Raw genomic sequence first — 26,102 nt, 5'->3', positions numbered from 1 at the left:
TTCCACTCCTCATCACTTTACACCTAATTCATCCAAACAAATTCCTCTTAGAAAAACTTGGCCTTCCCTAAAGGACACCTCATGACCTTCTTTCATTTATGGGTCACATATCGAAGTTGCCCTAAAGGACTACTAATGGCTTTCAAGAAAGTCACAATCAGAGGAAGTCGCCAGGCCCTAGCGAATTAGACAAAAAACTGGGCTTAAAATGGCTTTATTAAAAGTTGAGGGTTTTGCGCAAGCCAGCACGAAGAAAAAAGTCTTGGAACTCCATCTTGTACTTTGCAAAGTGCTGTTGTCCCTGCGTCTACCAGCTTATCCTAACGTAGCGGGCTTTCTCGGGACAAGCCAGCATGAAGTCGTTCGAAGATGTGAAATCACGAGGTTGCTTCAAGGAGTAGGCTCGCAAAGCAATCCCATTCTTTGATTTATTCTTTACTAGAAACACTCCAGAGAATAGGTCTAATTACCTGTTTTTAGAGTTTTTTTACCAAATTCCGACTAAAGTTCTTACACTATCTGTTAATATAGGCTTACAGAATTCTCTATAATTCGACAAATTTCTATGTTATTTAAAATTGGTAGATTGGAGCCACTTTCATGTCAGAACGCCACGTTTTCTTATTAGATCAGCATGAACAACTTGAAAATGACGCGCTCGTTGATGTGGCATCTTTCTCTCATAATGTATCCAAGCTTACCGGATTGCCACAATCCATTCTAATAGAATTTATTGAAACCCTTCCTTTATATAAAGAAAAAACAGATTCCCATACGAAATCACAGCTTTTAGAGCTCTTTAATGAGACCATTGACACTCTTTCTCAAGATGGACGCCTTGGGGCGATCCTTCAAGATTCAGAGGCGCTTCAATTTGTTCAAACCCGCTTTTGTCAATTTTTGTCGGATGACTCTGTCTTTCAATTGCTTCAGCACTTAAAGGAATGGGATGACTATTCTTACTACCACTCAGTGGATGTGTTTTTATTAGGTACTTTATTAGGCAGACAATTAGGCGTCAAAAATCTCTCCAGCTTTTCGTTAGGATGTCTGCTCCATGATATTGGGAAGCGTCTGCTGCCTTGTGTGATCCTTTCCAAGCAAAGCAAGTTAACCGAGTCTGAATTTATCACGGTCCAAAAACATACTTCCCTCGGTTATGCCTTGCTCAAACTTCTGCAATTCCCAGATGAAATCAGACACTTGGCCCTCCTTCACCATGAACGGCTTAATGCCTCTGGCTATCCTCTTTCATTAACGGAAGAGGATCTGTCCGAAGAATGGCGCATCATCTCCGTTGTGGATGTATATTCTGCCTTAACCCTGAAGAGGACCTATCGGGATCCCCTTTCACCATCCCGGGCACTTGAAATTATACTAAATGACCGCGATAAGCTGTGTGCATCCTGTACGTATCGGCTTGCCGATTTGCTGCAGCTCTTTCCACCACAGGCAGAGCTTTTTCTGACGAATGGAACCCGGGCAAAGACGGTTCTTCATAATGAAAAAGAAAGAGCCCATTTGCAGCTGCAAATAAGAGAGACGGGTCAAATCACCTCTATTGCTGCCTATAAAGGTCAACCGATGAAAATGGTCGGCTGGAAAAGCCATCGCTTAGAGCAATGGAAAAAGCAATTATGGAGCTCCTTTATTGATAGTCTGATTCACCTGCACCCAAATGCTTTGGCTTATTTCGAGGAGCTTGCGGATGGCAAACGAGTGGAAACCATCTATCTTTCCATTCTTGGAAGAGCGGCTATCGAAATCCGGCAGCGTTTCCTTAAAGGCGAGCTCACTGAAACAGATTTTTCTAACGCCACTCAAGCAGGCTTTGACATCATGAATCAAAAAACCGTCGAATATGCCCCCTCTTATCAGGCGACCTTTAACCTCGGCATTGTGTTTCTGTCGCTGCAAGAGCTGCATGCGTTCCCGCTTCGCCTCTTACATGATGTTCTTTTCGTGAATAGCTGGCAAACCTATTTTCTTAGGAATGGACTGGACATGGATGGGCGGCTTGAAGACTGCTTGTCTACTATTTTAAAAAAGGATTATGTGGAGTATTTAACCCTTGCACACATTAATCCCCAAGATGTTTGTCAGATTAATAAAGTGATTCAACTGGTTCGCCGCCTTAATCCCGCTATAAAAATCCTTTTATATAGCCGTCCTGACAACCTGTACGAAGGGGTGGATACGTCCTCCATTTCCTTTATTGGGCACGAGCTTAACCACTTTCTCTCCTATTTTAAAATTGAAAACTAACAGGCTGGGACAGAAGTAGTTGACGAATAGAAAAAAACCGAACCTTTTCACACCTTCTGACGTGATGGGTTCGGTTTTTTATTTATAAGTTAAGTCAGTTATGAAACGCTAGTCACAATACGTTGCTTTCCGCGGGCACGGCCTCAGCATGGAAAATGCTTGCTTGCGGGTTCTTCGGACACGTGCTGTTCCCGCAGGCGTCTCCGTATTTTGACTACGCTTCCTATTTGTTTCTGTCCTTATAAACATTCCGTGTTCGGAATTTAAGTCTGTTCGTTTAGTTTTGTTTTAGCCTCTTTTTCAATACGTGCAACTCTCTTGACTTATGAAAAGGACTACGAGTGAATCGCAGCGTCATTATAACGTTTTTCTTAAAGGCAGCGTAACAGGTTCCCCACTTTATGATTTTTCGGCAACTAATGTAAAAAGCTTTGGGATCCCCATGTCATGGCGTTTTTCGTTAGGGTGTTCGTCAAGTTGAACAAGCCTGAGGCCAGACTGGGCAACAGCTGTCATAATTTCCGCAAGGGTCCAGCGGCGTTGATAGATATAGCTGGTCTCATTTTGATCGGTGTACTTGCTTGTCGCCACAGCCGATGGATGCATCGCTGGATCAAAATAATTGCCGTTTACCAGATGCTTCTTTCCTTTTGATTGAATCAATTTGGTCGATATAGGATGGAAGTCCTGCAAAACAAACCGGCCGCCATCTGCAAGCCATGCCGCCACACGCGTCATTAAAGGCTGAAGATCGACAAAATAGTGGAGAATGCCGCGTTCCATTAGAATCCGATCCGCCCCCTCACTCGGCAGCTGCTCCGTTTCTAAAACGTCCCCCACGATATAGGTTAATGAGACTCCTGCTGCTTCTGCTAACTCCCGAGCATACGTCCCGCTTTCTTCGGAGAGATCTAAAACGGTTACCGTCGCACCGAGGCAAGCCATCGCCACCCCTTTGATCGCGTTGGACCCCATTAAATTAAACACTTTTTTGCCCGTCAAATTACCAAGATAATGCGACACTGTGACCAATCGTTTTTCGGGCTGTTTCCGAATCGCCTCACCTAACTGGACTGGGTTCCCAAATCGATTGACCCATGCCTCATAGGTTCCTGTATTCCAAGCATTCAGGCTGATAGCGGTGTTCTGACTTTGCAGCCTGCTCAAGAAGGCTTTTGCCAGTCTGAATTCAGGTTCTGTCTCTTTTGTTCTATGTATAATAGCGGTCGGCGCCTCAACAAACACCTTTTTGCCCGAGAATTCCTGAACCATCCGGGCCGGGTCGGTGAGAACGACGTGATTCCACTGGCACCAAAATAACAAGTGAGATCCTGCCACGATTGCTGTAAACTGAGCACCCGTTTCCGTTTTCGTTACAGGACCCGCGCCGAATGGCAAAAACAACTGATGGGCTTCCTCCAGCTGGTCCCACTGAAATTCGCATTCTAAAGGCTGGCCGCTTGGCGGTTCTGCCCCGCACGCTAACAAGGCTGCCTCTCCAATGAACATATAAGTAATAGCCGCTTCATCTAATCTATCGGTCACTTGTAAGAGCGCCTTGCGCCAATTTAGGTTTACATCTCCAGGCATCTCAATTCCTCCTGAGCACAGGCTCTAATGATATCTTCCTATTTTCTCCCGAGAGGACCCTATTTTGCAAGTTTAGAAAAACTTGATGCTCACGGAGGACTTGTCAATGCCGCCCTGCAAAACAATTTTTTCCTAAGCCTTCATTCGTTCACCTAATAAAGAGCGTCCAGTCTAAAAGATTACTGCTATTGCGAAAATGCCGAAGTTTGGAACACTGTTCATTCTGCTGTTCCTTGGGCACCTCTTGCTCAAGGGAAAAGCAGCACATTTTTCGAAAACAGCCAGTAATAAGGACGGTCACACGGCCAACTTTAAAGAAGCAAGAATGAGCGCATTAATTATTCATTAATGCGCCGTCTTCCTAACTTTTGCCAAGGAGCGGTCGAATAAAGTGAGCATAATTAAAGCAAAGCCTATTATCGAACAAAAAACGGCTAAATGGTGCATGCCCTCTGTGATCGCGTCAGATTTTAAAAACAAACCCGTTGCTACAGAAGTGACCATGGCTCCCATATACATGAAAGTTCGTAACAAACCGGCTGAGGCCCCCATTTGATTGGGAGAAGCCTGAAAATAGACCGCGTTTTGGTTAGCCAAACTAAGCAAGCCCTGTGGAATTCCAAAAACGAGTGCAATCAAAATAAGAAAGACAAGACTGCTTGAATGGCTGGTGAAAAACAGGAGCACCATTGTTATGAACTGAACAACGCTGCCAATGATCAGTTTCATGTAGATCGCCGGATTTTTCCCGGTCATTCTCGAAATAAAAATTGACATGAGGAACATCGGTAATAACAACATTCCGGCATGAGCGGGAGACAGTCCTCTGCCTTTTTCTAACCACTGAGTATAGCCGTAGAGAACACTGTAGGACAAGGTGGCTGAAAATAAGCTTCGAGTATAAGTAAGTAATAGAGGTGCATTCCCGCTTAACACGCGTATATCGATAAAGGGATTTTTAACTTTTAACTCATAAACGGCAAACAGGCTACCTGCTATCAGCGCCATAATGACTAGAAAGCTCTTATGCCAACTTGGACTCATTAAGAATAAAAGAGCTGATATTAAGGTGATACCAAAGGTCAGAATTCCTATAAAATCAATGGAGGCTAACTTTTGATTGTCTTCAGCCCATTCTTTAGAAAATCTCGGAAACCGCGTGTAACCCAAGATGATACACGCTAAAGACAAAGGGATATTAACTAGAAAAGTACTTTGCCACCCGCCGACTTGAATCAGCAGTCCGCCTAAGGTTGGGCCTACTACTGCGATCGTCTGACTGGCTATGGCCAATAATGTGAGCACACTCGCCGGACTCTCTTCGCCTGTTCGATCGGCCTCACTTCGGATCAGATACATGGCCGCAGGATACCCTGCACAAGTTCCAAATCCGAGTAACACTCTTGCTGCGACCAGCCACCAGAAATTTGGCGCAAAGCTCGCCATTAAACTGGAAATCCCGACTAAGGACGTGGCAAATAAAAAAAGCAGTCTTGGACCAAAAATATCGATTAATTTTCCTACGACTGGCTGCCCAATCGCTGTAGCCAGATATAATGAAGAAACAAGCCACGCTGTTTGCGAAGTCGGTGCCCCAAACGCCTGTCCAATAGGAATTAAAGCAACTGAAATAATGGAAGAATTAATCGGATTTAAAATCGATCCCAAAACCAATGGCGTAATCAGTTTTTTATTAAATTGATTTAAAGTCGTCTGCTCATTAAATTTGGACAAACTCATGCCTTCCTTCTCATCATCCTGAAAAATGATATTGTTAGAAACAATAATCAACCGCACGTGAAAAACATGGGGCGCTTTAGTCCATGCGGTTTTTCATCGGCGTTTTTTTATAAGTTCTCTAAGAAGCACCTACGAGTCCAATGTGACTTATGCTGAAGTGCATGTTTTTATTAATTTCCTTTTACAGATAATCCATTACGATAACACCCGAATAGTTTGGCAAGGTTTCTGAGTTAACATTTAACAGCGCCACCTCGGTTGTGGGCACGCCCGCGGCTTGAGTAAATTTATCGACCTTCTCGAAAAGGATTCTCCCAAGTATTCCTAATGCTTTGGTGCTATAATGCATAGGAATCGCCACTTTTGCTTTCAATTGATGCATGACTTGAACCGCTTCTCCTGCATTGATGGTCGTCCTTCCTCCAACCGGGACCATTAGAAGATCAACTTCGCCAATGGCTCTGACTTGCTCGTCTGTTAATAAATGACCTAAATCCCCGCAATGACAGACCTTCAAACCATCGATTTCGAATCGAAATATATTATTGGGTCCTCTCCTTTTTCCGTTTGCTTTATCGTGATAGGTCTTAATCCCCTTCACAGACACATCCTCAAGACTGAATTCTTTTGGTTCATTGACCAACAGATAGTTGCCTGATGCCACATGAATTTTATTGTGGTCACTATGATTATGGGTAACGGCAACCATATCCACTTCGATCGGCTTTGGCATCTTGTATCCGAGCATTCGATCAAACGGATCAATCAGAATTCGTGTGCCTGCATCCGTTGTTATTAAAAAAGAAGATTGTCCGAACCATTTAATCCGCATAAAAAAACCACCTTCCAAATTAGTTAAATTAGTTTTACATAGGCGACTTTATAATACAAGTAAAGCCTCACTGTCTGCGGGAGATAAATGGTTCACCCGCACACAGCCCAATCCAATATCACGCAGGAAAAACCTTCTCTATTGAAAAGACCTATCTAGTTATGACCCTTTCGTTCGATTGACAACTATAATTTAAGATCGCGTACTCGCTTGTTTACTCATCACCTTAAGTCGACGATCACTAAGAGTCAAGATAAGAGCAATGAGACTGACTGCGATCATTATAATAGCAATGTGATGGAGACCGTCATCTGAAACCTTTTTGTGAAAGACAATGCCGATTAAGGCAGAGGAAGCAATGGAACCTAGGTAACCGAAAGTACGAAGCAAACCTGACGCTGTCCCAATCTGGTCTGACGTAATCTGCATGTAGAGAGCGGTTTGATTACTGCTAGCCATTGTGCCCATCGTGACTCCAAAGATCAAGGTGATCAGCAGAATCCAAATGATCGATGTGCCTGCGGTGAGAAAGAGCACGCCAATGGAAGCCATAATGGCGGATCCCGCACAAATAATGAGTGGTCCGCGCACCAAATTGCGCTTTGACACAGGACCTACGACCAAAGCAGAAAGGATGCTCATAGGTAGAATGAGAAGGCCGGCTTCGAGTGCAGACGTTCCACGTGCGGCGCTGATCCATTCCGTTAAACCATAAAGGACGGTATAAATGCACAAAGTGATCAAGGCAAACCGGGCATAAGTCCGCGAGAGCGCGAGATTCGAAGCGAGCATACGTACATCGATAAAAGGATGCTTCGCGCGCAGCTCCCACCAGATAAGAAAAAGGCCAAGCACAACAGACAGAGCAAGAGCCAGCCAAGAGGGATTAGGTAATGAGAACAGAAATACCATAAGGGAGCTAATTGTGGCAGCGAATCCAATGATGCCTGTTGTATCAATGCGAGAGGAAATCGCCCGCACAGATTTTCCCCCTTCAATGATCTCATCCTTTGGAATCCACAGTGCGGCCATGACAAATGCAACGAGTGAAAACGGGATATTGACTAAAAATGTTGTCCGCCATCCCCAAGCATCCACAAGCAATCCGCCAATCGGGAGCCCTACAGCGGCTGTTACAACTCCGGCAATTTGAAGGGCACCAAGTACATTTCCCGGCGGCTTAGCCATCCCCACCGCTTCTGCACGTCTCCGAATGAGGAGCATTGCAGAAGGATAAGCTGTTGAAGTTCCAATTCCTATTAGGACACGTGATAGGATCAGCATGGTCAAATTGGTCGCCATTCCTCCTATTAACCCGCCTAATAGCACTAAGAGGATACCCGTCAGGAATACCCGTCGAGGTCCAAACGCCTCTGAGAGTTTGCCGGCAGTCGGCTGAGCAATGGAGCTTGCAAGATAAAGTGACGTAACAAGGAGTGTCGTATGAGCCACGGAAACATGCAGATAGGCGGCGATCGGCACAAGTGCAGTGGCAATCATCGAGCTATTGATCGGATTAAGCGTGGATCCCATGTAAAGCGGTGCTACGAATCTCCAAGAAAACGGATTACGATTCGACATGGGCTCGTTCCCTCCTCCTGTTTTTTTGATTTTGCATCTATTGTCATCTCCTTTTTGTTAAGGTAAGATAAAACGGAGAACTCTACCATTTATAATAAACGGAGAACTCTCCGTTTGTCAATGGAGTTAGCCTTTTTCGGGTGAAGGAGTCTCATAGACGAACTAAAACGGCGTGATGCCGCTCGAGCAAAATGGTGTTGGGACGATTAGCATGAACCCGATCTCAATCGAAGCCCAAATTGGCACGGCACCTTATACCATGGATAAAGTACATAACGCAGAAAAGGTTCCCCATAAGGGAACCTTTTCTTATTTTTGCGAGAACCCAAGTCTCCTAATCATTCGGACTACTTCGGACAGCTCGTTAAATTAACTAGCCTATTGGCCCCAGCAGCAACTGACAAGGGCATTGGCACTTCTCTTTTGCTAGGATTATGTGTCTCTTGTCGCTTATTTAAATAAGAAGACAAAGAAACTTTTCGGCGCGAGGACCACGGATTTTTCAAGAGTTAGACTTTCACCTGTCCAAACATTTTTGACAGTTTTACCAACTAATTTCTTAGGAGTTTGCCAGTTAATCTCATCTTCTGAACGGTTGATCACGATGTAATAAGACACATCCTCTTTTTCCCGTTTGTAGCTGACGATGTCATCATTTTGGACCGGCAGAAACTCAAAATTCCCTTCTGAACCGAGCACAGGATGGGCCGCACGAAGCGCAATCCATTTTTTCAAGAAGGCAAATCGCTCACGGTCCTGCTTCTCTTCATCCCAGATCATGCAAGCTCTGCATCCTGGATCATTTTCTCCTGCCATACCAATTTCATCCCCATAATAAATACAAGGGGTACCAGGAACCGTCATTTGTGTCACGTAAAGAAGATCGGCTTTTTTACCGTCCCCGCCACAATGTGTGAGAAGGCGCGGTGTATCATGGCTGTCGAGCAAGTTAAAAGCGACTTGATTTACATTTTCTGGATAAGACATAAACACACGAGTTAGTTCATCCGCAAAATCACCGGCAGCCATGTCTTCTTTGGCCAAGAAGTCCAAAGCAGCTGATGTATAACGATAGTTCATGACCGCATCAAACTGATCACCTTGGAGCCATGGCATCGAGTCGTGCCAGATCTCACCCAAAATATACACGTCGGGTTTGACAGAATGGACTTCTTTGCGGAACTCACGCCAAAATGCGTGGTCGACCTCATTAGCCACATCTAAACGCCAGCCATCGATATCAAATTCCTCTACCCAATATCGTCCAACCTTTAATAGATAAGCCTTCACTTCAGGGTTCTCTGTATTCAACTTTGGCATCATCGGCGTAAAGGCAAACGTATCATAGTTTGGTTTGGGTTCTGTAACGACAGGGAATTCACGCAAATAGAACCAGTCTTTATAAGCGGACTTCTCACCTTTTTCAAGCACATCTTGAAACGGCTCGAAATAATAGCCCGAGTGATTAAACACCGCATCGAGCATAATGCGAATCCCACGTTCATGGCAGGCTTCCACCATTTTTTTGAAAGTGGCTTTATCCCCAAATTGTGGATCAATCTCTAAATAGTCAATCGTGTCATATTTATGATTAGATGTTGCTTTAAAAATCGGCGTAAAGTAAAGCCCCGTGATGCCAAGGTCTTCAAGATGATCAAGATGATCGATCACCCCTTGAAAGTCTCCCCCAAAGAAATTATTGGACTTGGGTTCTTCACTGCCCCAAGGAAGCACCCCTTCAGGATCAATGGACGGATCACCATTGGCAAAACGTTCAGGGAAGATTTGATACCATATCGTTGACTTCACCCATTCCGGTGCATCGAACACATCAATACCATTTAAAAATGGGAAGCAGAAATAATAGCTGGTGTCCTTTGGAGAATCCGCAAAGAACCCGCGTTCCGTATACGTGCTCTTTGCCTTGCCATCGCTGATCTCAAAACCATAACGCAAGCGACGAAAAGGCGGCTTCACAACAGCCAACCAATAATCAAACAAATCATCTGTACCCACCTTCGTCATAGGCAAACGTTTGTACTGCCAGCCCTCCTCGGTCCATTCATACGGATCTCCCCCAATAAGGGTAACCGTTTTCAAATCCTCTTTCTTAGCACGAAGCTTAATGTGCAGCGTCTCCTTATCAAACGCATACGCATAAGCACCTTTTGGCCTGTGATCAATCGCTTCTTTAAACACACAAACCCCTCCTATTCCTTGTTTTAAAAAAATCAGTACCGTCGCGCCTTCTCTATACTAGGTTGAATTCATTCTTAAAAAAACAAAAAACAACCCAAGGAACGACTTGCACAGTTCCGGGGTTGTTGTCTTCTTAGACAAAGCATTGCCCTCAAATTATTAAGCAACCTTCTGATACCATCATTAACCGGCTGCCAATTGTCTCGCAAGCGGACAGTAAATTCACACTTGCCTACTTACAAAACTAATGATAAAACGGAACGCCAATGGAGTCAAGCCATTTTGGAGAAGTTTGGGATAAGATGGAGTCACCTTGCCTTGGAGGTGGTGGAATTTTGTGGGGTTTTTGGAGGGGATTCTTGGCTTGGGCCCTCTTGGCTGGGGCCGGCGCTGGACCTTCTTGGATTTTTGACGAAGCTTCTCGGATTTTTGGGCAACCTTCTGGGATTTTGCACCGACCTTCTTGGATTTGGTCCTCTTGGCTGGGGCCGGCGCTGGACCTTCTGGGACTTTTGACAGTGCTTCTATGATTTTTTGGCAACCTTCTTGAATTTTGCGCCGACCTTCTGGGATTTTTGGCTGACCTTCTGGGATTGGACACTCTTAACCGGGGGGTGCGCTGGACCTTCTGGGATTTTTGACGAAGCTTCTAGGATTTTTGGGCAACTTTCTGGGATGGTGCGCCGACCTTCTCGGATTTTGTGCTGACCTTCTCAGATTGGGCACTCTTAACCGGGGGGGGGCGCTGGACCTTCTGGGATTTTTGACGAAGCTTCTATGATTTTTTGGCAACTTTCTGGGATGGTGCGCCGACCTTCTCGGATTTTTTGCTGACCTTCTGGGATTGGACACTCTTAACCAGGGGCGGCACTGGACCTTCTGGGATTTTTGACAACCTTCTGGGATGGCGCGCCAACCTTCTGGGATTTAGTGCTAACCTTCTCAGATTGGACACTCTTAACCGGGGCCGGCGCTGGACCTTCTGGGACTTTTGACAGAGCTTCTAGGATTTTTGGGCAACTTTCTCGGATATTGCGCCGACCTTCTCGGATTTTTTGCTGACCTTCTCAGGTTGGACACTCTTAACCAGGGGGTGCGCTGGACCTTCTTGGATTTTTGACGAAGCTTCTAGGATTTTTGGGCAACTTTCTGGGATGGCGCGCCGACCTTCTCGGATTTTTTGCTGACCTTCTCAGATTGGGCACTCTTAACCGGGGGGGCTCTGGACCTTCTTGGATTTTTGATAGAGCTTCTATGATTTTTTGGCAACCTTCTATGATTTTCCGCCGACCTTCTCGGATTTTTGGTTGACCTTCTCAGATTGGACCCTCTTGGCTGGGGCCAGCGCTGGACCTTCTGGGACTTTTGACAGATCTTCTAGGATTTTTGGGCAACTTTCTCGGATTTTGCACCGACCTTCTAGAATTTTTGGTTGACCTTCTCAGATTGGACACTCTTAACCGGGGCCGGCCCTAGACCTTCTCGGATTTTTGACAGACCTTCTAGGATTTTTTGGCAACCTTCTCGGATTTTGCGCCGACCTTCTCGGATTTTTTGCTGACCTTCTCAGATTAGACCCTCTTGGTTGGGGCCGGCGCTGGACCTTCTCGGATGGTGCGCTGACCTTCTCAGGTTGGACACTCTTAACCGGGGCTGGCATTGGACCTTCTCGGATTTTTGGCGAAGCTTCTAGGATTTTTGGGCAACCTTCTAGGATTTTGGCTGACCTTCTCAGATTGGACACTCTTAACCAGGGGCGGCCCTGGACCTTCTCGGATTTTTGACGAAGCTTCTAGGATTTTTGGGCAACTTTCTCGGATTTTGCGCCGACCTTCTAGGATTTTTTGTTGACCTTCTCAGATTGGACACTCTTGACCAGGGCTGACGCTGGACCTTCTGGGATTTTTGGGGTGATTCAGTGCGAGTTTTGTACATCATCTGTACTTAACCAGTCAAGAGTTTTGGGTGCATATGTGGTGTTATAGGTATTCCCTATCTTTTGCAGACCTTGAACATTTTGAAGGAGCCGACGCGAGACGTCCATGGTGGGGAGATCCATCATTTTTTGAAATTGTGCAGAAGTAATACTTGGATTGTGAAGGAGGAAATAATCAGAGAGGGCCTGGTAGTGGGCATTTTTTGATATAGCACCACAGGAGGGGCAATACCATTTAGCAACCTTCCAAATCATCGAAAACAATTTACAACTTGGACATTGAACACCTTGATGAAAGTCAGTAGGTTGCAGACTCAGTTTTTTCATTGCGCTTGGACATTTAGGTACATGTTTTGAAAGCAGAAATTTGGAAATAGTTTGAAGTTGATTTTTTGTAAAGATTTTTTTGGGATGAGACTTATAGACAGTTTGAAGTCGTTTAATTAAGTGGTGTGAATGAATAACCATTTGGTGAAGATTTTTTTCGAGGCCTTGGTTCGTGGATACCGATGTGGTGGCAAATGCAATGACTACAAGAGGTAGAAAAGTGGTGACCGGTAAGTTATTGTTTTTCCAAAAATCTTGCATGCAATAAAGATGCATTTCAGATTGACTAATAGGGTCTTGTATACCTTCCTTATTTTCCTTGTAGGTTCTAATACATTGTTTTAATAACTGGTCAAAATATAGATGTCCCTTATAATTTTTCACATCAATTAATAGACAAAAAAATGGAGAAAGCAAAATTGTGTCAATTTCAAAATACATGTTTTGCCCACAGAGCCTTAAATTATGCAAAACATAGATTGGCTCATCCGTAATCATGCTCAGATAATAATCAAGTTGCCTTTCTCCGCGAAATCCCATTTCTCTGTTAATAATTTCCGACTCGATTTCTAAACTCTTCGCATCATTAAATCGATAATTTCGTCTTATTGCCTCTAATTGTCTTAGATCAATGGGGTAATCTCGAGGCTTCACTATAGTTACCATAAATCCCCTCCATAAATTTTCTTATTTCTTATATTCTCTTTAAATTCTAATTTCCCTTCTCTTATTTTGATAAAATACAGTCATTTTGTGATTTTTTATCTATACAATAGACTTTCCAGACAATTTTGAACCTCTTGTCTGAGGTCGCGCTGGACCTTCTGGGGATTCTTGACAGAGCTTCTAGGATTTTTGGGCAACCTTCTATGATTTTCCGCCGACATTCTATGATTTTTGGCTGACCTTCTGGGATTGGACACTCTTATCCGGGGCCGGCTCTGGACCTTCTTGGATTTTTGACAGAGCTTCTAGGATTTTTTGGCAACCTTCTATGATTTTGCGCCGACCTTCTCGGATTTTTTGCTGAACTTCTAGGATTGGACACTCTTAACCCGGGCCGGCTCTGGACCTTCTAGGATTTTTGACAGAGCTTCTATGGTTTTTGGGCAACTTTCTCGGATTTTGCGCCGACCTTCTGGGACTTTGCACCGACCTTCTGGGACTTTGCACCGACCTTCTCAGATTGGACCCTCTTAACCGGCGCCGGCTCTGGACCTTCTAGGATTTTTGACAGAGCTTCTATGATTTTTTGGCAACCTTCTAGGATTTTGCGCCGACCTTCTTGGATTTTTTGCTGACCTTCTAGGATTGGACACTCTTAACCCGGGCCGGCTCTGGACCTTCTTGGATTTTTGACAGATCTTCTAGGATTTTTGGGCAACTTTCTCGGATTTTGCACCGACCTTCTCGGATTTTTGGTTGACCTTCTCAGATTGGACCCTCTTAACCGGCGCCGGCACTGGGCCTTCTCGGATTTTTGACAGAGCTTCTATGATTTTTTGGCAACCTTCTATGATTTTGCGCCGACCTTCTGGGATTTTTGGCTGACCTTCTCAGATTGGACCCTCTTACCGGCGCCGGCCCTAGACCTTCTGGGATTTTTGACAGAGCTTCTATGGTTTTTGGGCAACTTTCTCGGATTTTGCACCGACCTTCTTGGATTTTCGGTTGACCTTCTCAGATTGGACACTCTTAACCGGCGCCGGCGCTGGACCTTCTTGGATTTTTGACAGAGCTTCTATGATTTTTGGGCAACTTTCTCGGATTTTGCACCGACCTTCTCGGATTTTTGGCTGACCTTCTCAGATTGGACACTCTTAACCGGCGCCGGCGCTGAACCTTCTCGGATTTTTGACAGAGCTTCTATGATTTTTTGGCAACTTTCTCGGATTTTCCGCCGACCTTCTTGGATTTTTTGCTGACCTTCTCAAATTGGACACTCTTAACCGGCGCCGGCGCTGGACCTTCTGGGACTTTTGACAGAGCTTCTATGATTTTTGGGCAACTTTCTCAGATGTTGCACCGACCTTCTTGGATTTTTTGCTGACCTTCTAGGATTGGACACTCTTAACCCGGGCCGGCGCTGGACCTTCTGGGATTTTTGACAGAGCTTCTATGGTTTTTGGGCAACCTTCTAGGATTTTGCGCCGACCTTCTGGGACTTTGCACCGACCTTCTGGGACTTTGCACCGACCTTCTCAGATTGGACCCTCTTAACCGGCGCCGGCTCTGGACCTTCTAGGATTTTTGACAGAGCTTCTATGATTTTTTGGCAACCTTCTAGGATTTTGCGCCGACCTTCTTGGATTTTTTGCTGACCTTCTAGGATTGGACACTCTTAACCCGGGCCGGCTCTGGACCTTCTTGGATTTTTGACAGATCTTCTAGGATTTTTGGGCAACTTTCTCGGATTTTGCACCGACCTTCTCGGATTTTTGGTTGACCTTCTCAGATTGGACCCTCTTAACCGGCGCCGGCACTGGGCCTTCTCGGATTTTTGACAGAGCTTCTATGATTTTTTGGCAACCTTCTATGATTTTGCGCCGACCTTCTATGATTTTTGGCTGACCTTCTCAGATTGGACCCTCTTACCGGCGCCGGCCCTAGACCTTCTTGGATTTTTGACAGAGCTTCTATGATTTTTTGGCAACCTTCTCGGATTTTGCACCGACCTTCTCAGATTGGACACTCTTAACCGGGGCCGGCACTGGGCCTTCTGGGACTTTTGACAGAGCTTCTAGGATTTTTTGGCAACCTTCTAGGATTTTGCGCCGACCTTCTGGGATTTTTTGCTGACCTTCTAGGATTGGACACTCTTAACCCGGGCCGGCGCTGAACCTTCTTGGATTTTTGACAGAGCTTCTATGATTTTTGGGCAACCTTCTCGGATGTTGCACCGACCTTCTGGGACTTTGCACCGACCTTCTCAGATTGGACACTCTTAACCGGGGCCGGCCCTAGACCTTCTCGGATTTTTGACAGACCTTCTATGATTTTTGGGCAACCTTCTATGATTTTGCGCCGACCTTCTGGGATTTTGCACCGACCTTCTCAGATTGGACACTCTTAACCGGCGCCGGCTCTGGACCTTCTGGGATTTTTGACAGAGCTTCTATGGTTTTTGGGCAACTTTCTCGGATTTTGCACCGACCTTCTTGGATTTTCGGTTGACCTTCTCAGATTGGACCCTCTTAACCGGGGCCGGCTCTGGACCTTCTGGGATTTTTGAGAGAGCTTCTCGGATTTCTGGGCAACCTTCTCGGATTTTTTGCTGACCTTCTCAAATTGGACCCTCTTAACCGGGCCGGCGCTGGACCTTCTAGGATTTTTGACGAAGCTTCTATGATTTTTGGGCAACTTTCTCAGATGTTGCACCGACCTTCTCAGATTGGACCCTCTTAACCGGCGCCGGCACTGGACCTTCTCGGATTTTTGACAGAGTTTCTATGATTTTTGGGCAACTTTCTCAGATGTTGCACCGACCTTCTCGGATTTTTGGTTGACCTTCTCAGATTGGACCCTCTTAACCGGCGCCGGCTCTGGACCTTCTCGGATTTTTGACAGAGCTTCTATGTTTTTTGGGCAATCTTCTCGGATGTTGCACCGACCTTCTAGGATTTTTTGCTGACCTTCTAGGATTGGACACTCTTAACCCGGGCCGGCTCTGGACCTTCTTGGATTTTTGACAGAGTTTCTATGATTTTTGGGCAACTTTCTCGGATGTTGCACCGACCTTCTCGGATTTTTGGTTGACCTTCTCAGATTGGACCCTCTTAACCGGCGCCGGCACTGGACCTTCTCGGATTTTTGACAGAGCTTCTATGATTTTTGGGCAACCTTCTAGGATTTTCCGCCGACCTTCTATGATTTTTGGCTGACCTTCTCAGATTGGACCCTCTTAACCAGGGCCGGCGCTGGACCTTCTAGGATTTTTTGCTGACCTTCTCGGATTGGCCCCTCTAACCGGGGGGCGCGCTGGACCTTCTGGGATTTTTTGTTGACCTTCTGGGATTGGACACTCTTGACCAGGGCCGGCGCTGGACCTTCTCGGATTTTTGACAGAGCTTCTATGATTTTTGGGCAACCTTCTAGGATTTTGTGCCGACCTTCTTGGATTTTTGGTTGAACTTCTCAGATTGGGCACTCTTGGCTGGGGCCGGCGCTGGACCTTCTCGGATTTTTGACAGACCTTCTATGATTTTTGGGCAACCTTCTAGGATTTTGCGCCGACCTTCTAGGATTTTTTGCTGACCTTCTCAGATTAGACCCTCTTGGCTGGGGCCAGCACCGACCTTCTCGGATTTTGTGCTGACCTTCTCGGATTGGACCCTCTTAACCGGGGCCGGCGCTGGACCTTCTCGGATTGGACCCTCGTGCTTTTGACTAGCGCCCTATTTTTTCGGGATTTCCCAAACATCTTCTTGCTTGAGGCTGCGCGACACTTTCTTTGCGTGCGATCTCTTCTTTATGATAAAAGTGCCGCCCGCGGGCGGCACTTTTGTAATTGTTATTTATATTTTTCCCATGATCGTTCGACTGTGAGAGTGGAGGCGAGTTCTCGGCTGACTTCGCGGTGGGCTCGTCTGGCTTCAGCTCGGCGTTCTGCTGTGGCGAAGAGTTTCTTTTCCTCTTCGGTTTCCGGTATGACTTGTGGAACTGCAACTGGTTTTTTGTTGTCATCCAAGGCCACGAAGGTGATAAAGGAGGTTGCTGCAATTCGCCGTTCGCCGGTTCGCAGGTTTTCAGCAACAATTTTAACAAATACTTCCATAGAGGTATGGCCGGTCCATGAGACAACTGATTCGAGACACACTGAGTCATCCGGTGTAATGGGACGAAGGAAGTCAACTGAATCGGTTGAAGCGGTAACGCATTCTCTCCTTGAGTGTCGCGCTGCTGATATAGAAGCGATATCATCAATGTAACTCATTAACAATCCGCCAAAAAGGGTGTCATGATTATTGGTATGAGTCGGAAATACACGGCTCGTTTTAACAACACGTGACTCTCTTGCATACTTTTTTTCCATATGATTACCCCTTTACTTAGTATTGTTCCAGCCGCCTCCCATGCGATTTTCCCTAAGGGCGGCTTTTTGCAATCGACTCCAACTAATGAATCCGTTCACGTCTAGATACTAGGATACGACATGAATAACTAAAAAACGTATTTCGATATTATTTATTGGCTGTTTTCGTAAATTTTGTTGCTTTTTAGGCTCCAATAAGCTCGCTTTCCGCGGTCAATCCGTGAGCCTTCTTGGCAAAATACGCCTGCGGGGTCTCACCTGGCTAGCTATTCCCGCAGGCGTCTCACCTATTTCCACCTATTTTTTTATCAACTAGTAACAATCTTTTTGAAAAGAGCCTATTTATTAAACAAGTATTGCTGGATAGCTAGAGCCACCCCGTGATCATTGTTAGAACTGGTGCTGCCAGTTGCAATGGCCTTGAGTTCTGGGGCTGCATTTTCCATGGCTATGCCCAGTCCAGCTTCTTTTATGAGGGAAAAGTCGTTCAGGCTATCGCCTATTGCCATAACTTGATTCATCGTGTAGCCTAGTTCATCACAAATTTTCTGCACACCCATTGCCTTGTTGACACCTAATGGATTGATCTCCAGGTTATCCCAATATGAACTGGTAATCTCAATTGAATCATAGGTTGAGAGATCCTCACGAATAGCCTTCAGAACATTAGGATCATCCGAGCGGAAACCAAACTTATGCCATGGTTCATCCAGCCAAGCCTCATCCCATTCGGACTGGAGCCTTCGCCCATGAAGGGTGTATCCCCAGAAATGTGTCCCATGGTCACGCGCTAATTGATAAAGGTGCTTCACTGTATCAGGTTCAAGAAAATAACGAGCCATAACCTTCCCGCTCTGATCAAGAATGAGGCTGCCATTAAGCAAGACTTTTGGCATATTAAGTTCAAGCTCCTCAGCAAATTGATCGACTTGCTCCTCTCCACGCCCTGTAGCAAACATAACCGTTATTCCGGAAGCCGCCGCCATTTGAATCCACTTTTTAGTTAACAGAGTGATTTCCTTATCAGACGTTAAAGTGGTCCCATCCATATCCAAAGCTAATAATCGAATGGTTGACATAATTTCTCCTCACCCCTTTTCTATTAGTTTACCACTTGGGGACGGTTCTCGCGTTTCATTTTAATCATCAATTTTTTCGTAATCCGATCCCCGCCAGCATACAAGTGACGGTTCATCCGCAAAAAGGAAATACATAAAATGACTTACGGAAACTCCTAATGAGGCACCTCCGTTCAACTGGCTATTTATTCTATGAGGTAGCCAAACAAGGAAATCGGCCTTATGTGGAGAATTAAATAGTTAGTCGCACTTTCTTGAAACCAACTTAAGGAGAGATAATATGACAGTATCAAAACTTGTGTTTACTCCATTAAGTTATACCGGTTGGGGGTCTCTGGAATATTTGACTCCAGAAATCGAGAAGCATGAAGCTAAGCGGTTACTCATTGTCACCGATCCTCTGCTCCAACAAATCGGTCTATTGGATCAGGTGACAAGCTTACTCGATAGCCAGCAGCTTCCGTACACCCTATACACAGATATTGTTCCTGAGCCTCCTCTGGAAACAGCAGAGAAGTTAGTCCACTATACACGGGAAGGTCAATTTGATTTGATCATTGGTGTTGGCGGCGGCAGTTCCCTCGATTTAGCTAAGCTTGCGGCCGTTCTTGCTGTTCACGAAGGTCCTGTTGAGGAGTATTTAAATTTGACCGGGATCAGACCCATTACAAAAAAAGGGCTCCCAAAGGTTCTCATTCCAACCACCTCTGGCACAGGCTCTGAGGTCACCAACATTGCCGTTTTATCATTAGATTCCTCTAAGGATGTCGTCACGCATGATTACCTCCTAGCTGATGCTGCTATTGTCGACCCTGCCTTAACGGTTTCGCTCCCGCCGCGGGTCACAGCCGCAACAGGTATCGATGCCCTCACCCATGCTATTGAGGCTTATGTATCGGTCAATGCCGGCCCAACAACAGATGGACTCGCCCTGCAAGCGATTCGTCTGATCAGCCGCTCACTACAAAAAGCTGCAACAAATGGTGATGACCAGGCAGCACGGACTGACATGAGTCATGGAAGCTACATCGCAGGTCTTGCCTTTTTTAATGCAGGTGTCGCAGGGGTTCATGCCCTGGCCTACCCGCTAGGCGGTCAATTCCATCTTCCTCATGGAGAGGCAAATGCCGTATTGCTTCCTTATGTTATGGGCTATATTAGAAAAAGCTGCACCAAGCGGATGGCTGATATTTTGAATGCGTTAGGTGGTAATTCTAGTTTTCTATCTGAGAAAGAGGCCTCCTATGAATGTGTCCGAAGGCTTGAGTTACTTGTTAAAGACGTCGGTTTACCTGCTGTCCTTGGAGAGTATAACATTCCAGTAACTGCTCTTGACCAGCTCACTGAAGATGCTCACGAGCAAAAAAGATTGCTTGCCCGAAGCCCGCTCCCACTTGGTGAAGACGAGATCCGCGCGATTTACCAAGCCGCTTTTGATGGGGTTATTGCAGAGCCGGAGTAAAAGTGCTGCCCAATCCTAGGTTGATCGCTGGCCATAATGGGCATTTTTTCAGGCCGTTAGAGTCTCTTCTTTCGTCATTTTTCTATTGTGACGGACATTTAGGCCCATGTCCGTTAGAACCCGGCCAAACCGCCCTCCCTCACTCCCTAAATAAAAATAGGGGACAGAGCTCTACTAAAAGAATGACTGCTTGTAGAGGCTGTCCCCACCATTTACAACAAAACTTCCCGGCCAAGCCGGGCCGATTCATAAATAGCTGTTAGGATTTCGATCATGTGCACACCATGCTCTGGTGTAAGGATAGGTTCCTCGCGCCCTTGAAGGACATTAACAAAATGATTAATGTTACTCGTATGGTCAGAGATCTTATGTTCAGGCAGGCGAGGGATGATGTCAACTAAAGTCCCTTCGATTTCGGAAAAAATTTTCAGCTCGCCATTTTTAAAATGGACACCCGATTTTGTGCCGCGGAGTTCATAGAAGTTCATTTCTTCTTCAACGTTGGATGCCCAACTGAATTCAATTTGCAAAGTGGCACCATTTTCAAATCGAATAAAACCACTGGCTAAGTCTTCCACATCAAAGGTACCTGTTTCTAACTCATCTGCACTGGCAAATTTATTGTAAGTGGCACCGACCACTGCTACTGGCCTTGGATTCCCCATGAGCCACATGGCGACATCGATAAAATGGACACCAAGGTCGATCAGCGGGCCGCCCCCAGACAACTCTTTCGTCGTGAACCAACCGCCTCGGCCTGGAATGCCGCGCCTGCGAATCCAACCGCATCTTCCTGTGTAAATATCTCCCATATGACCGGCATCGACGTACTTTTTCATGAATTGGGACGCCGGATTAAAGCGATTATTTCGCATAACCATGAGTCTTTTTCCCGTTTCACCCGCCGTCCTTGCCATCTTTTTGGCTTCTTCCGCATTGACGGCATCTGGCTTCTCACAGAACACATGCTTACCTGCTTTTAGTGCGGCGATGGCAATCTCTGAATGCAGGCTGTTCGGCGTACAGATATCGACCACATCGATTTCCTCTTGGGCTAAAAGGTCATGATAATCCTTAAACACTTGTGGAATCCCATGCTCTTTGGCGAAAGCCGCTGCTGCCTCCACCACTGGATCACTGATTGCAACTATCTCAATTTCAGGATGTGAAAGCCATGCCGGAGCATGAGCATGTCTAAAAATGCCTCCTGCTCCAATCACACCAAGCTTCAGTTTTTCTTTCATTACGTCACCCTCCTTTAGGTTACCGGAGTTATTTTTTTCTAAATTAATTAGGAGAGTGAGCGATTGTATTCCCACCCCCACTCTCCCTCGCTTATGCTTTTTCGTTCGCTTAACTGATCTTCCTAACTTTTATTCCCCTTTAGGAGCGATAGGTGAAAGCGGTTTGGCATTGCCGTAGACCGGGCGCTTGCGGTCCGCTGGTTTTGCCCATTTAACCGCGTTTGTAATAACTTTTTGAATATCTTTGTTGTAGTAAGTTGGATAAGTTTCATGCCCTGGTCGGAAGTAAAAGATTTTTCCATTTCCGCGATAGAACGTACAACCGCTGCGGAAAACCTCTCCACCCTCGAACCAGCTTGTAAAAATCACTTCGTCCGGTGCCGGGATATCAAAGTGCTCCCCGTACATTTCTTCTTTTTCAAGCTCGATATACTCAAGAATGCCGTCTACTATTTGGTGCCCTGGGTTAATGACCCATAGACGTTCAGTCTCATCCGCTTCTCTCCACTTTAGATCACAACTTGTCCCCATAAGCGTTTTAAAGATTTTAGAGAAATGCCCTGAGTGAAGGACAATCAGACCCATCCCCTCAAGCACACGCTGCTTTACTTTTTCCACCACTTCATCGCTCACTTCATGATGAGCCATATGTCCCCACCAAATAAGAACATCCGTGTTTTGTAAAACATCTTCTGTCAGGCCATGCTCCGGCTCATCTAATGTAGCTGTTTGAACCTCAATGCCTTCCTCGTTTCTTAAAAAACCAGCAATGGCACCATGAATGCCTTCTGGATAGACTTCGCGTACTTGTTCACTCGTTTGTTCATGACGATTTTCATTCCATACTGTTACGTTCATTTTAGGACCTCTCTTTTTTTGTCTGAATAAACGAACCTCGAGACAGCCGGAGAACCTTAAAACATGCTGAGATGAGGCCTGTTTTAACAACTAACAAGAATATTATAAATCTTTAGGATCATTTGCCCAAGCCAAATATACTTTCCTGGTAAAAAAAGAAAGGAGCACAAAGGGGATTACCCTTTGTTAGCTCCAGCCGTTAAGCCTTCTGTCATTTGCTTTTGGAATAACAAGAATAAAATGGAGATCGGCAGTGCGACTAGAACAGCTCCGGCTGCAAACGTTGAGAACTGAGTGTTTTGTTCGCCGGTTACCATGGAATATAAGCCCATAGCGAGCGTGAACTTGTTGCTTGTTGTCAGCACGATACTAGGGAAAATATAATCCATCCATGGTCCAATAAAGTGGGTCACCGCAACGAAAGCGATCATCGGTTTCGCTAACGGAAGCATCACTTTAAAGAAGATCTTCGTATTGCTTGCTCCATCAATTTTGGCCGCTTCTTCTAAACTTTTTGGAAGAGAATCGAAATACCCTTTGATCATCCAAACGTTAAATGGAATGGACCCGCCGGCGTAAATAATGATTAATCCCCAAAGGCTATTTAATAATCCATGAGGACCAAACCAGGTCAATTGCTGGAGCAATGTGAACATGGCGATCATTCCCATAAAGGAAGGGAAGCCTTGAAGAATCATGAGTGTTAACAACCCATATTTGCGGCCCTTAAAGCGGAACCGCGACATGGCATAAGCCGCTGTAATAACTAAAACAGTTGAAATAATCGTGTTCCAAACAGCAATATATAACGTATTTTTGAACCAGATCGCATAATCTGTCTGCGTAAACAAATAGATAAAATGTTCAAGTGTTAATCCTTTTGGAATAATGCTTGCTGCATAAAGACCATTGCTTGGGTTTAATGCCCCAACCACAATCCACCAAATAGGATAAATAATCGTAATAACGGTAAGAGACAGGATGACATAAATAAACGTTTTAGCCAAAAGTGACCCGCGAGCTTTACCGGCACGGAGTTTCTTAGGTGTTTGGGTTGTCATGACATCATATCCTCCTCTCGGAAGGCTCGGCTTCGGAGTAAGTTCCAAGCTGTCACAATCGAAATGACAATAAAGATTAATAGGGAAACAACGCTTGCCATGTTATATTGACCGACATTTAAGGTCATGTTATAAATCCAGGATATCAGGATATCCGTAGACCCTGCGTACATATAATCACTATTGGCTGGTGCACCCTGAGTCAACAGATAAATCACATTGAAGTTATTGAAGTTCGCTGCGAAGCTCATGATTAACAATGGTGCCGTCGAAAAGAGGACCACTGGAAGCGTAATTTTTCTAAACTTATAAAACGGACTTGCTCCGTCCACATCGGCAGCTTCATACATCTCTTGATTAACGGATGTCATGATTCCGCTCATCAACATCGTCCAATAAGGGAAGCCAAACCAAATGTTAACCACTACAAGCAAAGCTTTGGCAGCTAATGGATTGGAAAACCAAGGAACCATAGGTAAATGAAGCATATGAAGGTACTGATTAATTGGACCAAGATCTTCATTGAACATGTCATGCATAATGAGAATGCTGACAAATTGCGGAATTGCCCAAGGTAAAATGAAAATACCTCTCCAAAATGATTTGAAACGAATACCTTGTGTGTTGATAAAAACAGCAAATAATAGACCGACAAAATAACAGGTTAGTGTTGAAAGGATCGTCCACACAATGGTCCAGGTAAAGACACCGACAAAGGTTGAACTCCAGCCCTTCATCGAAAACAATTGAGTAAAGGCTTGGAAACCGGTCCACTGCACCAAATTTTTCGGCGGCAAATGGTTCGGACTTGAATAGTTAGTGAAAGCGAGCATGATTCCGAACAATAAAGGAAGCATCGTAATGAACAATGTGATGACAAGTGACGGAGTTAAGAGTACGTACGGAAAACCATTTCCGGATAAGAATTTCAAAGTTTCCTTAAAGTTATTTGGTTTCTTACCTTGATCTCTTAATTGACCATTTTTATAAGCATCTCTTGCATTTAACACATATACCCAAGCAAAAATGCCGAAAATAATAATGTTAATAATTCCGATAAGCATTAAATTAATGGAATCATCACCTGGAACAATCGTCCACCCATCCTGGTGCTGGGTATGCGTTCCTAAAGTAACAAGTCCTTTCATGCTATGGCAAAAAGGCAGTAAATCAAAAATTAAAGCATAAGCTTCTATAATAAAAAGAATAATTCCTTTTATAAATTGTCTGTTATAAAGTTGACCAAGCCCCATGAAAATGACTGAAAGCCAAGCAGCTTTAGTTGACTGTTTCAACCCTCTCACCCCTTTTATTTTTAAAGGATTAAGGCTAATATCTGTACAGATACTAGCCTTATTTAATTGTTTTATTCAGTTGAAAATCAACTTACTTGGTTTCAGCTTTGATGGCTGTTTGAATTTGGGCTTCCGCTTTTTCAAATGGCACTTTACCGTCTGGTTTGTTCCAAGCGGTAACAAACGCGGTTCCCATCGGTGTCCAAACGGCCTGCATTTGAGGAATATTAGGCATTGGAACAGCCGAAAGCTGAGCTTGTTTCAAAATCGCTTGGACATTTGGATTGGACTTAATGTCGGAGCTATTGATCAAAGAGTTTGCAACCGGGATTTGAGAATCATCTTTGTAACGTAAGGCAAGAGCATCTGGACTTGATGCAAGCTTAGCATAGAGATAAGCAGCCTTAGGATATTTCGTATAAGCATTTACATATAACGCTTTGATACCAGAAAACGTTTGCGGATATTTACCGTTATCAAGTTTTGGTAATGTTGCAACGCCGAAGTTCACTTTGTTTTGTGTATGACCGGCAATTGCCCAAGGACCGTCTACATAAAACATCAATTTATTTGTATCGAACATTGACGTCATAACGTTCGACGTGATACTGGATTGGTTAAGCGGTAAAATCGCATGCATTTGATTCACAAAGTCAGCGGTCTTAGCAGCAGGAGCACCAGACAAACCTAAATCAGTTGGATCAGTGTTGTTCTTACCAAATACATAACCGCCGTAAGCTGATAAGAAGGACTGCATGTAATACTCGTTACCAACGTCCATCATGAAGCCGTAGTGTTTACCGCTAACAGACGTGTCATCATTAAACTTTTTAGCGTCTGCAAACAATTCGGTCCAAGTTGTTGGAACAGAAGTAATCCCTTCTTTTTTCATTAATTCTTTATTATAGAATAAGGCATAAGTTTCAACGGAGAGTGGATAACCGTACATCGTGTACTTACCGTCTTTATCATTTGTAGAAACCCCTGTAACAGCAGCAGAAATATCATTTTTCTTGTAATAATCAGGATCCATATTTTGATACAAAATACCTTGAGATGCCATTTCACCAGTGTGGTCATGAGGCGCAACGAACACGTCGGCTCCAATACCTGCTGAAGCATCTTTTTCCATTTTAGCCGGAGCATCAGTTGAAGCCACTTGTTGAAGCGTTACTTTAACCCCATATTTTTTAGTGAATTGATTCGCAATACTAGTAGCCCAGCCTTTGTCCCCATCGTCGTACCAAACCGTTAATTTTGCACCATCTTCCGGCTTAACTTCTGCAGTTTGAGCTGTTTTGGTTGTATCTTTTGCTTTGGTAGAAGTCTCGGAAGATTTGCTGGTGCTGTTAGATCCACAAGCAGCAAGTAATGTGACAGCTATAAATCCACTAGCTAAAACTTTAACTGTTTTTTGTAAGTTCACTATTGTTTCCTCCTTGGTTTTGGCAAACGATTGCACTAAAGCCTATTTTTTATTTAATAAACTAGCATTCGCCGCCATTTATTAAATAAACGTTTAATTAATCACTTCTTTGCAAACGATTGCACTTTGTACAATTTGTATTATAAATCATTTGAAACTATTTTGAAAGCGTTTT

Annotated in this window: 15 protein-coding genes; 2 read left to right on the top strand and 13 right to left on the bottom strand. The window is 44.7% G+C overall.

All coding sequences use genetic code 11. The annotated features are described in order from the left end of the window. Positions 1–600 precede the first annotated feature (600 nt). The gene (locus PU629_RS02185) at positions 601–2,265 is read left to right on the top strand and encodes an HD-GYP domain-containing protein (protein WP_275282633.1); all 1,665 of its coding nucleotides are present in this window, start codon (positions 601–603) and stop codon (positions 2,263–2,265) included. Between the two features lie 399 nt (positions 2,266–2,664). Here the strand turns inward: PU629_RS02185 and PU629_RS02180 are convergent, their stop codons facing one another. The 8 genes from PU629_RS02180 to PU629_RS02145 form a co-directional block, all read right to left on the bottom strand. Next, positions 2,665–3,855, bottom strand: a complete 1,191-nt coding sequence (locus tag PU629_RS02180; RefSeq protein WP_275282632.1) for a class I SAM-dependent methyltransferase — start codon at positions 3,853–3,855, stop codon at positions 2,665–2,667. Positions 3,856–4,200: 345 nt separating this feature from the next. Next, positions 4,201–5,589: an MFS transporter gene (locus tag PU629_RS02175; RefSeq protein ID WP_275282630.1), complete on the bottom strand. Its 1,389-nt coding sequence runs from the start codon at positions 5,587–5,589 to the stop codon at positions 4,201–4,203. 187 nt (positions 5,590–5,776) lie between these two features. Further along, a complete protein-coding gene (locus tag PU629_RS02170; protein ID WP_275282629.1) occupies positions 5,777–6,427 on the bottom strand; it encodes an MBL fold metallo-hydrolase in 651 nt (216 codons plus the stop codon). A 192-nt stretch (positions 6,428–6,619) separates the two neighbouring features. Continuing rightward, entirely contained in the window at positions 6,620–8,008 is a 1,389-nt protein-coding gene (locus tag PU629_RS02165; RefSeq protein ID WP_275282628.1) for an MFS transporter, read from the bottom strand. A 450-nt stretch (positions 8,009–8,458) separates the two neighbouring features. Continuing rightward, positions 8,459–10,207 (bottom strand): alpha-glycosidase, encoded by a 1,749-nt coding sequence (locus tag PU629_RS02160; protein ID WP_275282627.1) that lies wholly within the window; start codon positions 10,205–10,207, stop codon positions 8,459–8,461. Positions 10,208–12,122: 1,915 nt separating this feature from the next. Further along, positions 12,123–13,136 (bottom strand): nuclease-related domain-containing protein, encoded by a 1,014-nt coding sequence (locus PU629_RS02155; protein WP_275282626.1) that lies wholly within the window; start codon positions 13,134–13,136, stop codon positions 12,123–12,125. A 3,844-nt stretch (positions 13,137–16,980) separates the two neighbouring features. Continuing rightward, positions 16,981–17,502 carry an acyl-CoA thioesterase gene (locus tag PU629_RS02150; protein ID WP_275282624.1) on the bottom strand — a complete coding sequence of 174 codons (522 nt, stop codon included), beginning with the start codon at positions 17,500–17,502 and terminating at the stop codon, positions 16,981–16,983. A gap of 338 nt (positions 17,503–17,840) precedes the next feature. Then, complete coding sequence (locus tag PU629_RS02145) at positions 17,841–18,581, bottom strand: Cof-type HAD-IIB family hydrolase (protein ID WP_275282623.1); 741 nt, start codon at positions 18,579–18,581, stop codon at positions 17,841–17,843. Between the two features lie 280 nt (positions 18,582–18,861). Here PU629_RS02145 and PU629_RS02140 point away from each other — a divergent pair, with 280 nt between their 5' ends. Continuing rightward, positions 18,862–20,043 (top strand): iron-containing alcohol dehydrogenase, encoded by a 1,182-nt coding sequence (locus tag PU629_RS02140; protein WP_275282622.1) that lies wholly within the window; start codon positions 18,862–18,864, stop codon positions 20,041–20,043. A gap of 212 nt (positions 20,044–20,255) precedes the next feature. Here the strand turns inward: PU629_RS02140 and PU629_RS02135 are convergent, their stop codons facing one another. The 5 genes from PU629_RS02135 to PU629_RS02115 form a co-directional block, all read right to left on the bottom strand. Next, positions 20,256–21,287, bottom strand: a complete 1,032-nt coding sequence (locus PU629_RS02135) for a Gfo/Idh/MocA family protein (RefSeq protein ID WP_275282621.1) — start codon at positions 21,285–21,287, stop codon at positions 20,256–20,258. 129 nt (positions 21,288–21,416) lie between these two features. Next, on the bottom strand, positions 21,417–22,145 hold the full coding sequence (locus PU629_RS02130; RefSeq protein ID WP_275282620.1) for a ThuA domain-containing protein: 729 nt from the start codon (positions 22,143–22,145) through the stop codon (positions 21,417–21,419). 176 nt (positions 22,146–22,321) lie between these two features. After that, on the bottom strand, positions 22,322–23,206 hold the full coding sequence (locus PU629_RS02125; RefSeq protein ID WP_275282619.1) for a sugar ABC transporter permease: 885 nt from the start codon (positions 23,204–23,206) through the stop codon (positions 22,322–22,324). Next, positions 23,203–24,510, bottom strand: a complete 1,308-nt coding sequence (locus PU629_RS02120; RefSeq protein WP_481900468.1) for a carbohydrate ABC transporter permease — start codon at positions 24,508–24,510, stop codon at positions 23,203–23,205. Before PU629_RS02120 ends, PU629_RS02125 begins: the two co-directional genes overlap by 4 nt. Before the next feature lie 82 nt (positions 24,511–24,592). Then, on the bottom strand, positions 24,593–25,927 hold the full coding sequence (locus tag PU629_RS02115) for a sugar ABC transporter substrate-binding protein (RefSeq protein WP_275282617.1): 1,335 nt from the start codon (positions 25,925–25,927) through the stop codon (positions 24,593–24,595). Positions 25,928–26,102 lie beyond the last annotated feature (175 nt).

The organism is Pullulanibacillus sp. KACC 23026 (genome assembly GCF_029094525.1).
Classification (GTDB): Bacteria; Bacillota; Bacilli; order Bacillales; family Sporolactobacillaceae; genus KACC-23026.
The sequence above is the reverse complement of the archived record's forward strand: the minus strand, read 5'-3'. Positions and strand labels throughout refer to the sequence as shown.

Excerpts from the sequence above, each read along its gene's own strand:
- PU629_RS02185 (WP_275282633.1), top strand. The coding sequence starts at position 601 with ATGTCAGAACGCCACGTTTTCTTATTAGATCAGCATGAACAACTTGAA.
- PU629_RS02180 (WP_275282632.1), bottom strand. The coding sequence starts at position 3,855 with ATGCCTGGAGATGTAAACCTAAATTGGCGCAAGGCGCTCTTACAAGTG.
- PU629_RS02170 (WP_275282629.1), bottom strand. The coding sequence starts at position 6,427 with ATGCGGATTAAATGGTTCGGACAATCTTCTTTTTTAATAACAACGGAT.
- PU629_RS02165 (WP_275282628.1), bottom strand. The coding sequence starts at position 8,008 with ATGTCGAATCGTAATCCGTTTTCTTGGAGATTCGTAGCACCGCTTTAC.
- PU629_RS02155 (WP_275282626.1), bottom strand. The coding sequence starts at position 13,136 with ATGGTAACTATAGTGAAGCCTCGAGATTACCCCATTGATCTAAGACAA.
- PU629_RS02150 (WP_275282624.1), bottom strand. The coding sequence starts at position 17,502 with ATGGAAAAAAAGTATGCAAGAGAGTCACGTGTTGTTAAAACGAGCCGT.
- PU629_RS02145 (WP_275282623.1), bottom strand. The coding sequence starts at position 18,581 with ATGTCAACCATTCGATTATTAGCTTTGGATATGGATGGGACCACTTTA.
- PU629_RS02140 (WP_275282622.1), top strand. The coding sequence starts at position 18,862 with ATGACAGTATCAAAACTTGTGTTTACTCCATTAAGTTATACCGGTTGG.
- PU629_RS02135 (WP_275282621.1), bottom strand. The coding sequence starts at position 21,287 with ATGAAAGAAAAACTGAAGCTTGGTGTGATTGGAGCAGGAGGCATTTTT.
- PU629_RS02130 (WP_275282620.1), bottom strand. The coding sequence starts at position 22,145 with ATGAACGTAACAGTATGGAATGAAAATCGTCATGAACAAACGAGTGAA.
- PU629_RS02125 (WP_275282619.1), bottom strand. The coding sequence starts at position 23,206 with ATGACAACCCAAACACCTAAGAAACTCCGTGCCGGTAAAGCTCGCGGG.